At 63.9% G+C, this 14,362-nt stretch carries 9 protein-coding genes; 5 read left to right on the top strand and 4 right to left on the bottom strand.

Annotated features, from left to right (window positions below):
- Positions 1-59: 59 nt before the first annotated feature.
- Entirely contained in the window at positions 60-1,262 is a 1,203-nt protein-coding gene (locus F6X37_RS23500; protein WP_311541596.1) for a deoxyguanosinetriphosphate triphosphohydrolase, read from the top strand.
- Between the two features lie 100 nt (positions 1,263-1,362).
- Here the strand turns inward: F6X37_RS23500 and F6X37_RS23495 are convergent, their stop codons facing one another.
- Together F6X37_RS23495 and F6X37_RS23490 are read right to left on the bottom strand one after the other, a co-directional pair.
- Positions 1,363-1,743 carry a YqjD family protein gene (locus tag F6X37_RS23495; protein ID WP_090802126.1) on the bottom strand — a complete coding sequence of 127 codons (381 nt, stop codon included), beginning with the start codon at positions 1,741-1,743 and terminating at the stop codon, positions 1,363-1,365.
- A gap of 367 nt (positions 1,744-2,110) precedes the next feature.
- Entirely contained in the window at positions 2,111-2,836 is a 726-nt protein-coding gene (locus tag F6X37_RS23490; RefSeq protein ID WP_187612933.1) for an OmpW/AlkL family protein, read from the bottom strand.
- Positions 2,837-3,023: 187 nt separating this feature from the next.
- On the opposite strand from F6X37_RS23490, the gene F6X37_RS23485 reads away from it, so the two are divergent.
- From F6X37_RS23485 to F6X37_RS23475, 3 genes are all read left to right on the top strand, one after another.
- Entirely contained in the window at positions 3,024-3,731 is a 708-nt protein-coding gene (locus F6X37_RS23485) for a transposase (protein ID WP_187612932.1), read from the top strand.
- 353 nt (positions 3,732-4,084) lie between these two features.
- Positions 4,085-8,788 carry a glutamate synthase-related protein gene (locus F6X37_RS23480; RefSeq protein ID WP_187612931.1) on the top strand — a complete coding sequence of 1,568 codons (4,704 nt, stop codon included), beginning with the start codon at positions 4,085-4,087 and terminating at the stop codon, positions 8,786-8,788.
- Between the two features lie 105 nt (positions 8,789-8,893).
- Complete coding sequence (locus F6X37_RS23475) at positions 8,894-10,363, top strand: glutamate synthase subunit beta (protein WP_187612930.1); 1,470 nt, start codon at positions 8,894-8,896, stop codon at positions 10,361-10,363.
- Between the two features lie 197 nt (positions 10,364-10,560).
- Here the strand turns inward: F6X37_RS23475 and F6X37_RS23470 are convergent, their stop codons facing one another.
- Both F6X37_RS23470 and F6X37_RS23465 read right to left on the bottom strand, forming a co-directional pair.
- Positions 10,561-11,826 carry a D-amino acid dehydrogenase gene (locus tag F6X37_RS23470; RefSeq protein WP_187612929.1) on the bottom strand — a complete coding sequence of 422 codons (1,266 nt, stop codon included), beginning with the start codon at positions 11,824-11,826 and terminating at the stop codon, positions 10,561-10,563.
- 28 nt (positions 11,827-11,854) lie between these two features.
- Positions 11,855-13,114 (bottom strand): MFS transporter, encoded by a 1,260-nt coding sequence (locus F6X37_RS23465; RefSeq protein ID WP_187612928.1) that lies wholly within the window; start codon positions 13,112-13,114, stop codon positions 11,855-11,857.
- Between the two features lie 282 nt (positions 13,115-13,396).
- Here F6X37_RS23465 and F6X37_RS23460 point away from each other — a divergent pair, with 282 nt between their 5' ends.
- Complete coding sequence (locus F6X37_RS23460) at positions 13,397-14,344, top strand: tyrosine-protein phosphatase (protein WP_410451411.1); 948 nt, start codon at positions 13,397-13,399, stop codon at positions 14,342-14,344.
- Positions 14,345-14,362 lie beyond the last annotated feature (18 nt).

Here is a 14,362-nt window from a genome sequence, read left to right as displayed (position 1 = left end):
GCAGCGACGATATCCAGCATGACACGACGAGCGCGCGCGCAGGCGCCGGGAACGGCGTCATCGCCGCCACGGTCAGCACCGCGGATGCCGCTGCCGCGGTTGCCACACCCGCCGTCCCCGCGCCGACCCAGCAGGCGCTCGAAGCGCATCTCGCGCCGTACGCGGCGCATTCGAGCCAGTCGCGTGGGCGTCGCTATGCGGAAACCGCGCCGAGCGCGCGTACCGAGTTTCAGCGCGACCGCGACCGCATCGTCCACTCGACCGCATTCCGGCGGCTCGAATACAAGACGCAGGTATTCGTCAACCACGAGGGCGACCTGTTTCGCACGCGCCTCACCCATAGCCTCGAAGTTGCGCAGATCGCGCGCTCGGTTGCGCGCAATCTGCGCGTCAATGAAGATCTCGTCGAAGCGATTTCGCTGGCGCACGATCTCGGCCATACGCCGTTCGGCCATGCCGGCCAGGATGCGTTGAACGAATGCATGCGCGAGCATGGCGGCTTCGAGCACAACCTGCAGAGCCTCACGGTCGTCGACGAACTTGAAGAGCACTACGGAGCGTTCAATGGGTTGAACCTGTGCTTCGAGACGCGCGAGGGCATTCTCAAGCACTGCTCACGCGACAACGCGCGCCGGCTCGGCACATTGGGCGAGCGCTTTCTCGAAGGGCGGCAACCGTCGCTCGAAGCGCAGATCGCCAACGTCGCCGACGAAATCGCGTACAACAATCACGACGTCGACGACGGTCTGCGCTCCGGTCTGCTGTCGCTGGAGCAGCTCGCCGAAGTGGAACTCTGGCAGACGCACTGCGAGGCGGCGCGCGGCGACTATCCGCAGATCGAGGGGCGTCGGCTGATTCACGAGACGGTGCGGCGCGTGATCAATACGCTGATCGTCGATCTGATCGAAACGACGCGGGCCAATCTCGCGCGCTACGCGCCGGCGTCACTCGACGACGTACGCGCGGCGCCACCGCTCGTCGCGCACAGTGATGCGATCGCCGCGCAGGCCGCGGCGCTCAAGCGCTTCCTGTTCAGAAACATGTACCGTCACTATCGCGTGATGCGCATGGCCAATAAGGCACGCCGCGTCGTGGTCGGCCTGTTCGACGCGTTCACCGACGACCCGCGGCTGCTGCCGCCGGACTATCAGTCGGCCGATGCGACGCGTCAGCCGCGTTTGATCGCGCATTACATCGCGGGGATGACCGATCGTTACGCGCTGAAGGAGTATCGGCGGCTGTTCGTGATCGACGACAACTAGGCGCTAGCGGCTGGGCGCGGCAAGCGGTGTAACGTTCAGCCTTCGCATCGAGCGGCCGTCGCGCCCCCTTGCCAGCACCGTCAAACCGGGCAAGCCAGCGTCATCGCGAACGGGACGCGAACAGCGCCCCCAGCACCAGCGCAAGCCCGCCGACGATCGCAATCGTCTGCCACGGATTTTCATGCACGTAGTGATCGGCGTCCGAGATCGCGACGCCCGCACGATCGCGCATCGCGTCGCGCGTGTCGTTCAGCCGCTCGCGCGCGGCGTCCAACTGTTTGCGCAGCCTGCCGCGCAGGGCCACGGCGTCGGCCTGCGTGCCGTCGGCCAAGGTCGATTCGAGTTCCGACAGCAGGGTGCGCAACTCGACCGCGATGTCTTCGGCCGCGTGGCGGCTGTGGCGAGCGATGCGCCGCGCGCGGCGACTCGCGCTGGTCCAGGATTCGCCGAGGGCGTCTCGCGTATTTGGAAGTGCTGTCATGGTCGCTCCGTCGATGAGTTGAAAGGCCCCGCGCATCGTCGCGCGGACACGCAATGCGCAGACGCAGTATCACGTCGTCGCATAGGAAACGCCATCTAAACGCAACTTCGATGCCAAGCGCTGCATCGCCGGTACCGCTGCACGCGTGCGGCTCACGACAGGATGGGGCGTGCCCGTATCGTCGCCGGATTTTGCACATGGACGCGCCGAATTCGCGTCAAATTTACAAACGCTGATGCCGGATGACGCTGCCATGCCGATGCAACAGAGACGCCAAATGCAAACGCCGTGATCGGTTCGATGACGGCGTTCCCCAGGTCGCGAAAATTCGACTACCCTAATTCAAGCTACCCGCTCTAGCGAAGCGTTAGAAACGGTAACCGACGTTGACGTAAGTGACGATCGGGTTCAGCTTGATCTTGGTTTGCGATTGCACGGTCAGCGTGCCGACCGGCGTGGCCGATGCCGAACTGAGCTTTGCGGTCGTGCTGAGCGGCAGGTACGAGATCGACACGCCGGCGAACCAATGCTGATTGAAGGCGTACGTGAAGCCCGCATTAAACACAGGTTCCCACGAACTATCCGTCGACACACTGGTCGGACCATGCAGAACGTTGGCTACGAATGCGCTGTTGGAAATGTGTGCGTCGGTGAACCAGATGCGGCTCACACCGAGACCGAGATACGGGCGGAACGAAGCGGTCGGCGCGTTGAAGTAGTACTTGAACAGCAGCGTCGGGCTCCACTGTTTGGCCTGCCCGAGCTTGCCGAACTGCGCGAAGCTGCCCGTGCCGTACAGATCGAAAGTAGGGGGGACGCCAATGACGAATTCGGTTGCGATATGGTCGGTGACGAAGTAGCCGGCGGTGAAACCGATGGTATCGGCCGAACTCAGCGAGGCGCCGGTGTTGGCTTCGGTGATGTTGGTTGGGCTACCGCCAATGCTGGTCACGGTCAGTGGGTCGCTGCTCGATTGGGGCGCAAGATGGAACCAGCCCGTCGAGAAGTAAATGGTGCCGGCCGATTGTGCGTGCGCTGCCGTGCTCATGCAGGCTAGCACTGCCATCCCCGTTACGGCCTGTTTTAATTTCATATGTGCTCCTCCAAAAAAGGCCCGCTCATTATGACTACAACGTTTGAAACAAACCATACGCGGCGGTTAGAGTTTTCTCCCTAAGCACCGCGTGGTTTCTGGCTTGGCCGCATGGCGCCGAACCTTGCGCCCATGCGGCTCTTCGGACCTTCGGGTATATACCAACGCGACTATTGGACACTCCAGCATGGCACGGCTTGCACGTCTTTATGTCCCCGACCAGCCGCAGCACGTCATCCTCCGCGGGCTCGACCAGCAGCCCGCCTTCGTCGACGACCAGGACTACGAGCTTTTCATCGACTGTCTGAAGGCGGCCTCCCGGGACCATCACCTTTCGATCCACGCTTACGCCTTGATGCCGGGCGCCGTGCAACTGCTCGTCACGCCCACCGAGGAGTCGAGCCTGCCCAAGGCGATGCAGGCCGTCGGGCGGCGCTATGTCGCGCACTTCAACCGGCGCTATGCGCGTCGCGGCACCTTGTGGGAAGGCCGTTACCGGGCCACCGTGATCGAGGGTGAACGCTACTTCCTGCTTGCGAGCCGGGTCGTGGAAATGTGTCCGGTGCGCTTGCAGCTGGTCAACGCGGCCGACGATTATCGCTGGTCGAGCTACCGTCATCACATCGGCCTCACCCTCGACAGTCTGATCACGGATCACCCCCTTTACTGGTCGCTCGGCAATACGCCGTTCGAGCGACAGCGTGCTTATCGCGAACTGTGCGAGCAGCCGCTCGACGAGCGCGAGGCAAGTCAGCTCCAGCAAGCCACGTTGAAGGGCTGGGTGCTCGGCAGCGACACGTACCGCGAATGGGCGGCGCGCGCCGCCAATCGACGTGTGTCACCCCTACCGCGTGGCCGACCACGCAAGGTGCGCGAGACGCCGCATACGCAGTGAGGCGGCGGCAGGGCGATACCCCGGCGGCGCCGATAGAGCCGCTTTAAATCGGATTAAAGCGATTTGCATCAAGGGACTGCATGAAGACGGCACGTCGGATGCCGTTTTCTTTTGCCCCAAGTTGATGTGGCACCAATAAAAAATAACCGCACTGCACCAAGTTGATAATCGGGGTCCTATCATTAGGTTTTATTTGCTATTTCCTTGATTCGTCGCGTATATTCCGATTTCCGACGCTTTTCGTCCCGCGCAGTCTTGCTGCGAGAAAGAGCGCCGTCGTAATCGCGAAGCGCACTGCGGCAAAAACACAATGGTTTAACGGCCTGTCCGGCCTCCTCACAGACGGTGTCCCCATGAACGACCACCAGCAACCGATTCACCCGGTTCCCGCCGCCCAAGGTCTGTACGACCCGCAAAACGAGCATGATGCCTGCGGCGTCGGCTTCGTCGCCCATATCAAGGGCCACAAGAGTCACGAAATCATCCAGCAGGGCCTGAAGATTCTCGAGAACCTCGATCACCGGGGCGCCGTCGGCGCCGATCCGCTGATGGGCGACGGCGCGGGCATCCTGATCCAGATTCCGGACGGCTTCTATCGCGAAGAGATGGCCCGGCAGGGCGTGACGCTGCCGCCGGCTGGCGAATACGGCGTCGGCATGATTTTCCTGCCGAAGGAGCACGCGTCGCGCATCGCCTGCGAACAGGAGCTCGAGCGCACGGTGAAGGCCGAGGGTCAGGTCGTGCTCGGCTGGCGCGACGTGCCGGTCGACCACGCCATGCCGATCTCGCCGACCGTGAAGGCGAGCGAGCCGCTGATCCGCCAGATCTTTATCGGCCGCGGCAAGGACATCATGGTGACCGACGCGCTTGAGCGGAAGCTGTACATCATCCGCAAGACCGCGAGCCATCGCATCCAGGCGCTGAAGCTCAAGCACGGCAAGGAATACTTCGTGCCGTCGATGTCGGCGCGCACGGTCGTCTACAAGGGTCTGCTGCTGGCGGGCCAGGTCGGCGTGTACTACCGCGACTTGCAGGACGACCGCACCATCTCGGCGCTCGCACTCGTGCACCAGCGCTTCTCGACCAACACGTTCCCGGCGTGGGAACTGGCTCACCCGTACCGCATGATCGCCCACAACGGCGAAATCAACACGGTGAAGGGCAACGTCAACTGGCTGAACGCGCGTACCGGCGCGATCGCCTCGCACGTACTCGGCGACGATCTGCCGAAGCTGTGGCCGCTGATCTATCCGGGCCAATCGGATACGGCATCGTTCGACAACTGTCTCGAACTGCTGGTGATGGCCGGCTACCCGCTCGTCCACGCGATGATGATGATGATTCCGGAAGCCTGGGAACAGCACACGCTGATGGACGAAAATCGCCGCGCGTTCTACGAATACCACGCCGCCATGATGGAGCCGTGGGACGGCCCCGCCGCCATCGCGTTCACCGACGGCCGCCAGATCGGCGCGACGCTCGACCGTAACGGTCTGCGCCCGGCGCGCTACATCGTCACCGACGACGACCTCGTCATCATGGCGTCGGAAGCCGGCACGTTGCCTATTTCCGAGTCGAAAATCGTCAAGAAGTGGCGTCTGCAGCCGGGCAAGATGTTCCTGATCGACATGGAGCACGGCCGCATCATCGACGACAAGGAACTGAAGGACAACCTCGCGAACGCCAAGCCGTACAAGAGCTGGATCGACGCCGTGCGCATCAAGCTCGACGAGATCGAGGCGAAGGCCGAAGACGTCGTGACGGAACGCCGCGAAGCTGCTGCGCTGCTGGATCGCCAGCAGGCGTTCGGCTACACCCAGGAAGACCTGAAGTTCCTGATGGCGCCGATGGCGCAAGCGGGCGAGGAAGCCGTCGGCTCGATGGGCAACGACTCGCCGCTCGCGGTCATGTCCAACAAGAACAAGACGCTCTATCACTACTTCAAGCAGTTGTTCGCGCAGGTCACGAACCCGCCGATCGATCCGATCCGTGAAAACATGGTGATGTCGCTCGTGTCGTTCATCGGCCCGAAGCCGAACCTGCTCGACACGAACAATATCAACCCGCCGATGCGTCTCGAAGTGTCGCAGCCGGTGCTCGACTTCAAGGACATCGCGAAGATCCGCGCGATCGATCAGTACACGGGCGGCAAGTTCAGCTCGTACGAACTGAACATCTGCTATCCGGTCGCCTGGGGCAAGGAAGGCATCGAGGCACGCCTTGCGTCGCTGTGCGCGGAAGCCGTCGATGCGGTCAAGTCCGGCTACAACATGCTGATCGTGTCGGACCGCAAGACCGATCGCGACAACGTCGCGATTCCGGCGCTGCTCGCTACGGCCGCGATCCACACGCACCTCGTGCAGCAGGGTCTGCGCACGAGTACGGGTCTCGTCGTCGAAACCGGTTCGGCGCGTGAAACGCACCACTTCGCGCTGCTCGCGGGCTATGGCGCGGAAGCCGTGCACCCGTACCTCGCGATGGAAACGCTGAGCCAGCTCGCGGCCGGCCTGAAGGGCGACCTGTCGGCGGAGAAGGCGGTCTACAACTTCACGAAGGCAGTCGGCAAGGGCCTGCAGAAGGTCATGTCGAAGATGGGTATTTCGACCTACATGTCGTACACCGGCGCGCAGATTTTCGAAGCGGTCGGTCTTGCCGCGGATCTGGTGTCGAAGTACTTCCACGGCACGTCGTCGAAAGTCGGCGGCATTGGTCTGTTCGACGTCGCGGAAGAAGCGATCCGTTTGCATCGCGAAGCATTCGGCGACAACCCGGTCCTCGCGAACATGCTGGACGCGGGCGGCGAGTACGCGTACCGCGTGCGCGGCGAAGAACACATGTGGACGCCGGATGCGATCGCCAAGCTGCAGCACTCGGCGCGCAGCAACTCGTACCAGACGTACAAGGAATACGCGCATCTGATCAACGATCAGACCAAGCGCCACATGACCTTCCGCGGCCTGTTCGAGTTCAAGTTCGATCCGACCAAGGCGATCCCGCTCGACGAAGTCGAACCGGCGAAGGAAATCGTCAAGCGTTTCGCGACCGGCGCGATGTCGATGGGCTCGATCAGCACCGAAGCGCACGCCACGCTCGCCGTCGCGATGAACCGCATCGGCGGAAAGTCGAACACCGGTGAAGGCGGTGAAGACGCAAACCGTTACCGCAACGAACTGCGCGGCATTCCGGTCAAGAACGGCGACACGATGAAGTCCGTGATCGGCGACGAAGTGGTCGTCGACATTGCGTTGAAGGAAGGCGATTCGCTGCGCTCGCGCATCAAGCAGGTCGCGTCGGGCCGCTTCGGCGTGACGGCGGAGTACCTCGTGTCGGCCGACCAGATCCAGATCAAGATGGCGCAGGGCGCGAAGCCGGGCGAAGGCGGTCAGCTGCCGGGTCACAAGGTGTCGGACTACATCGGCAAGCTGCGTTACTCGGTGCCGGGCGTCGGCCTGATTTCGCCGCCGCCGCACCACGACATCTACTCGATCGAAGATCTGGCGCAGCTGATTCACGATCTGAAGAACGTGAACGCGTCGTCGAGCATCTCGGTGAAGCTCGTGTCGGAGTCGGGCGTCGGTACGGTTGCCGCGGGTGTCGCGAAGGCGAAGGCCGACCACGTCGTGATCGCCGGTCATGACGGCGGCACGGGTGCATCGCCGCTGTCGTCGATCAAGCATGCGGGCACGCCGTGGGAACTGGGTCTCGCCGAAACGCAGCAGACGCTGGTGCTGAACCGGCTGCGCGGCCGTATCCGCGTGCAGGCCGATGGTCAGATGAAGACCGGCCGCGACGTCGTGATCGGCGCGCTGCTCGGCGCTGACGAGTTCGGCTTCGCGACGGCGCCGCTCGTCGTCGAAGGCTGCATCATGATGCGCAAGTGCCATCTGAACACGTGCCCGGTCGGCGTCGCGACGCAAGATCCGGTGCTGCGCGCGAAGTTCCAGGGCCAGCCGGAACACGTCGTGAACTTCTTCTTCTTCATTGCGGAAGAGGCGCGCGAAATCATGGCGCAACTCGGTATCCGCAAGTTCGACGACCTGATCGGTCGCGCGGAACTGCTCGACACGAAGAAGGGTATCGAGCACTGGAAGGCGAAGGGCCTCGACTTCTCGCGTGTGTTCTACCAGCCGCAAGTGCCGGCTGAAGTCGCGCGCAAGCACGTCGACGTGCAGGATCACGGCCTCGACCGCGCGCTCGACCACACGCTGATCGAGAAGGCGAAGGCCGCGATCGAGAAAGGCGAGCACGTGTCGTTCATCCAGCCGGTGCGCAACGTGAACCGCACGGTCGGCGCGATGCTGTCGGGCACGATCGCGAAGAAGTACGGCCACGAAGGACTCGCGGACGACGCGATCCACATCCAGTTGAAGGGCACCGCGGGTCAGAGCTTCGGCGCGTTCCTCGCGAAGGGCATCACGCTGGATCTGGTCGGCGACGGCAACGACTACGTGGGCAAGGGCCTGTCGGGCGGCCGCATCATCATCCGTCCGACCAACGATTTCCGCGGCAAGTCGGAAGAGAACATCATCTGCGGCAACACGGTGATGTACGGCGCGATCGAAGGCGAAGCCTTCTTCCGCGGCGTGGCCGGCGAGCGTTTCTGCGTGCGTAACTCGGGCGCGACGGCGGTCGTCGAAGGCACGGGCGACCACGGTTGCGAATACATGACGGGCGGCACGGTCGTCGTGCTCGGCGAGACGGGCCGTAACTTCGCGGCCGGCATGTCGGGCGGCATCGCGTACGTGTTCGATCCGGACGGCATGTTCGCGAGCAAGTGCAACAAGTCGATGGTCGCGCTCGAACCGGTGCTGCAACAGGCCGAACAGGAGCGCACGGTCGATCAGGGCGTGTGGCATCGCGGCACGACCGACGAAGCGCTGCTCAAGGGGTTCATCGAGCGTCACTTCCAGTTCACGGGCTCTCCGCGCGCGAAGGCGCTGCTCGAAAACTGGGACGCGGCACGCCGTCAGTTCGTGAAGGTGTTCCCGACCGAATACAAGCGCGCGCTCGGCGAACTCGCCGCGAAGAAGGCGAACAGCGAAGTGCTCGCCGCCTGAGCTGCCTTCACGGAAGTCAACTTTAGACGTACCCGCCGCGTTCCGACCAATCGACGCGTGGCGGGTCCAGATTACCCCCTAGATACAGATAGAGAAGAGAACCACATGGGCAAGGCAACCGGTTTTCTCGAGTTCGAACGTCGCCACGAGACGTACGAGGCTCCGCTCACGCGTGTGAAGCACTACAAGGAATTCGTCGCGGCACTGACCGACGACGAAGCGAAGATCCAAGGCGCGCGTTGCATGGACTGCGGCATTCCGTTCTGCAACAGCGGCTGCCCGGTCAACAACATCATCCCGGACTTCAACGACCTGGTGTTTCGTCAGGACTGGAAGAACGCGATCGAAGTGCTGCATTCGACCAACAACTTCCCCGAGTTCACGGGCCGCATCTGCCCGGCACCGTGCGAAGCGGCGTGCACGCTCGGCATCAACGACGACCCGGTCGGCATCAAGTCGATCGAGCACGCGATCATCGACAAAGCCTGGACCGAAGGCTGGGTCGCGCCGCAAACGCCGAAGCACAAGACCGGCAAGAAGGTCGCCGTGGTCGGCTCGGGCCCCGCGGGTCTCGCGGCCGCGCAGCAGCTCGCGCGTGCCGGTCATGACGTGACCGTGTTCGAGAAGAACGACCGGATCGGCGGCCTGCTGCGTTATGGCATCCCCGACTTCAAACTGGAGAAGTGGCAGATCGACCGCCGCATGCGCCAGATGGAAGGCGAAGGCGTGACGTTCCGCACCAACGTGTTCATCGGCAAGCCTGACTCGCTGCCGGCGCACATCGGCAACACCGCGAAGGAAACCATCACGCCGGCCGAGCTGAACGAACAGTTCGACGCGGTCGTGATCGCCGGTGGTTCCGAAATGCCGCGCGATCTGCCGGTGCCGGGCCGCGAGCTCGAAGGCGTGTACTACGCGATGGAATTCCTGCCGCAGCAGAACAAGGTCAACGCCGGCGACAAAGTGCCGAACCAGCTCGTCGCGAAGGGCAAGCACGTCGTCGTGATCGGCGGCGGCGATACCGGTTCCGACTGCGTGGGCACGTCGAACCGTCACGGCGCGAAGAGCGTCACGCAGTTCGAGCTGCTGCCGCAGCCGCCGGAAGAAGAGAACAAGCCGCTCGTATGGCCGTACTGGCCGATCAAGCTGCGCACGTCGTCGTCGCATGAGGAAGGCTGCGAGCGCGACTGGGCGGTCGCGACCAAGCGTCTCGAAGGCAAGAACGGCAAGGTCGAGAAGCTGATCGCCGCGCGCGTCGAATGGAAGGACGGCAAGATGGTCGAAGTGCCGAACTCCGAATTCGAAATGAAGGCCGACTTCGTGCTGCTCGCGATGGGCTTCACGCAGCCGGTGTCGCCGGTGCTCGAAGCGTTCGGCGTCGACAAGGATGCGCGCGGCAACGTGCGCGCCACGACCGAGGGCGACAAGGCGTACTACACGTCGGTGAACAAGGTGTTCACGGCAGGCGACATGCGCCGTGGCCAGTCGCTCGTGGTGTGGGCGATTCGCGAAGGCCGTCAGTGCGCACGTTCGGTCGATGCGTTCCTGATGGGGCATTCGGAACTGCCGCGTTAAGCGTCTTCAGCCGGTGTGCGTGCCTGGCGTTCCAGGCCGCGCGCGCCGGCCACGATTTGCAGGAAGACATGGAGACGACAAGGCGCCCCATGAAGGGCACCTGTAGCGGGAAAGCAATGCAGTAAAAAAGAAACCGGGCTCGCCTGAAAGGGGCAGCCCGGTTTTCTTTTGCCTCGTCGCGGTGCGTTATGTCCGCCTCATTGGCGATAGCGCGCGAGCGTCAGACCGTCGAGATCGATCTCCGGTTTGCGCTGTGCGATCAGATCCGCGACCACGCGCGCCGAGCCCATCGACATCGCCCAGCCCGTCGAGCCGTGCCCGAGGTTCAGCCATAAGTTGTCGATGTTGCACGGGCCGAGCAGCGGCGCGCCATCGGGCGTCATCGGCCGGCGGCCGACCCAGAAGTGCGCGGAAGTCGGATTGGCCGCGTGCGGAAACCAGTCGCGCAGCACCGTGAGCAGCGTTTGCAGCGCCTGCTCGCGCAACGTCGTCTGGCGATTGCCGAGCTCCGCCGTACCCGCGATGCGCAGGTTGTTGCCGAAGCGCGTGATCGCCGTCTTCAGCGATTCGTCCATCAGTGCCGCCCGTGGCGCTTTTTCCTCGTCGGTCACAGGCAGCGTGGCCGAATAGCCCTTCACCGGATAGAGCGGCACCTTCACGCCGAGCGGCGCGAGCAGCGCCGCGCTATCGACGCCGAGCGCGACGACCACCGCGTCGGCCGGCAGCGTCTGCGCGCCCTGCTCGCTTTGAATATGCACGCCGAGCACCGTCGCTCCCTCGACATCGAGCGACGTGACGCGCGTGTCGAAGCGAAAGCTCACGCCATTGCGCTCGCAGATCGCGCGCAGTTCGCGGGTGAAGCGCGCGCAGTCGCCGGCTTCGTCGTCGGGCAGATAGAGGCCCGAGAACGGCGCCTGACGCGCCCAGCGCAGACCGGGCTCGATCTCCGCGCACTGCGCGGCGCTGACTTCCCGATGCACGATGCCCGCATCGCGCAGCACCGCGAGCGCCGGCTGCGCGAGTTCGACGTCGTACTCGCTGCGAAACAGTTGCAGATAGCCCTGGCTGCGGCCGTAGTCGAACGGATGACGGCCGCGAAATTCGTGCAGGCAAGCGCGGCTGTAGTACGCGATGCGCTGCATACGCTGTTTGTTCACGCGAAAGCGGTCGAGGTCGCACTCGCGCAGCCAGCGCGCGATCCAGCGCCATTGGGCCGGATCGAGCGTCGGCCGGAAGATCAGCGGCGAGGCCGGCTTGAACAGGTACTTGAGGATTTTCGCCGGCATGCCGGGCGCGGCCCATGGCGTCACGTAGCCCGGCGCGATCACGCCGGCGTTGCCGAAACTCGTGGACAGGGCGACGTCGGGTTCACGCTCGATCACCGTCACGTCGCAGCCTTGCTGGCACAGATAAAAAGCAGTGGCGACGCCGATGACGCCGCCGCCGAGTACGATCGTTTTCATGATTGTGGAACTGCGGTGTCAGACGATCTCAAGCGGCGGAGCCGGCCGCCCCGAGCACCTTACCCTTCGTTTCCGGCAGGCACAACGCGGCGACGATCACGAGCAGATACCCCGAGCCCGCGACGATGCCCATCGCCTTCACGAGCGTCATCGTCTGCGCGAAGGTGCCGACGAGTATCGGAAAGAACGAGCCGAGCCCGCGCCCGAGGTTGTAGCAGAAGCCTTGTCCCGAACCGCGAATCTCGTTCGGATACAGCTCCGACAGATACGCGCCGATGCCCGCGAAAATCCCCTGCACGACGATGCCGAGCGGAAAGCCGAGCGCGAGCATCATCGTGTCGGTGATCGGCAGCATCGTGTAGACCATGCCGAGCACGAACGAGCCGACCGCGAACAGCACGAACGACGCGCGCCGGCCGATCCTGTCGCACAGAATCGCGCCGACGATATAGCCGGCGAACGAACCGACGATCAGCACGATCAGATAGCCGCTCGTATTGAACACCGACAGATGGCGCTCCGTCTTCAGATAGGTGGGCAGCCACGTCGTGATCGCGTAGTAGCCGCCGAGCATGCCGGTGCACAGCGCGCTGCCGAGCACAGTTGTCTTCAGATACGCGGCCGAGAAGATCTGCATGAAGTGCGACGTGTTGATGCCGCTTTCGCGCGCGCGACGCGTCGCGACAAAGATGTCGGGGTCGCTGACGTTGCGGCGGATGTAGATGATCCATGCGGCGGGCAGCAGGCCAACCCAGAAACACGCGCGCCACGCGTACTGCTCGGGCAGCAGCGCGAAAGCCGCCCAGTAGACGATCGCCGCGGCCGCCCAGCCGAACGACCAACTGCTCTGCACGGTGCCGACCGCCTTTGCGCGATGCTGTGGCGAGCGGATCGTCTCGGCCATCATGATCGTCACGACCGACCACTCACCGCCGAAGCCGATGCCCTGCAGCGTACGCGTGGCGAGCAACTGCCAGAACGACTGCGTGAAGCCAGACAGGAACGTGAAGATCGCGAAGGTGGCGATCGTCCATTGCAATACACGGATGCGGCCGTGGCGATCGGCAAGAATGCCGGCGAGCCAGCCGCCGATCGCCGACGAAATCAGCGAGCTGGTGGCGATCATGCCTGCTTCGCTTTTGCTCATGCCCCACGTCGCGATCAGCGTCGGGATGAGGAACGAGTAGATCATGAAGTCGAACGCGTCGACCGCGTATCCGCCGAAACCGGCGAATAGCGTGCGACGCTCGCGCGGGGTCAGCTCGGTGAACCATTGGAGAGAAGACATGTTTTGTTGTGGTCTCCAGGTTTCTTGTGCCCGCGGGGGCCGGATGGGAGGGTGTCAGTATTCTACGGGGATGCGGCGTCGTGAGGCCAGTTGGGGTCAAAAAGGGTGTGCGCGCGGTAACGGCCGATAAGGCGCCGCAAGGGAACGGAAATCAGTGGGCCAACCGTCCCTCTTTTTTCTTACTAACCGCTACGATGTAACGCAAAACTTTCTGGTCAACGTTAAACTGCGTCTGCAGCCCCGGCTGCCCCACGCAATCCTCCTATACACCTGTCGCCCCCGATGTCCGTTACCGCGAAAAACCGTTCGCCTTTCCGCGCCCTTGCGAGCACGATCGTGCCCGTGGAGCGCGGCATGCCCGGCGAAGCGTCGGCGGCGCGGCGACGCTTTCTGAGGGGCTCGGCCGGTGTGATGCTGGCCGCGGGTTTCGGCAGCACGCTGCTGTCCGCCTGCGGCGGTAGTCTCGAAGCCGATCAGCCGGCTACGCCGCGGCTCGTGTCGGTCAGCAACTTCCGCGATGTCGGCGGCGCGGGTGCCGGCTATCTGACCGTCGACGGCAAACAGATGCGGCGCGGCGTGTTCTATCGCGCGAACGCGCTGACGCTGAGCGGCACCGACACGGCGACGCTCGACAAGCTCGGTATCGTGTCGGTCTACGACCTGCGCACGCCCGCCGAAATCGCACGCACCGCCGACGTGCTGCCGAGCGGCGCGACATCCTCGACGCTGAACGTGCTCGGCATGAACGACTTCGTCGCGCCCCCGGTCGATTCTCCCGTCGACGCCGTCGCGTTCATGCAGGCGCAGGCGCGCGCGTATGTGACGGGCGGCCCGCAGCGAGCCGCCTATGGCGCGCTGCTCGGCGCGCTCGCCGACGGCACGGGCGCGCAGCTATTCCACTCGAACGCGGGCAAGGATCGCGCGGGCTGGGTCGCGGCGCTGCTGCTCAGCATCGCCAACGTTCCGCTCGACGTGATCATGCAGGACTACCTGCTCAGCAACGTCTATCTCGCGCCATCGATCGCCGCGCAAACCACCACGCTGCGCGCGCAGGAAGGCGCGGCCATCGCGACGGCGAGAGCGCCGTTGCTCGACGTCGACGAGAATTATCTGCAGGCGGGCTTCGACCAGGTGCAGGCGAGCTACGGCACGATGGCGAGCTACCTGACGCAAGGCCTCGGTCTTTCCACGGCGACGGTCGACGCGCTGCGCAATCGGCTCGTGCATTGACGCGCTTCGCTGGCGCGC

Source organism: Paraburkholderia sp. 31.1, assembly GCF_014397645.1.
Taxonomy (GTDB): Bacteria; Pseudomonadota; Gammaproteobacteria; order Burkholderiales; family Burkholderiaceae; genus Paraburkholderia; species Paraburkholderia tuberum.
Note: the sequence above shows the minus strand (reverse complement) of the source record. Positions and strands in the feature narration are given on the sequence as shown.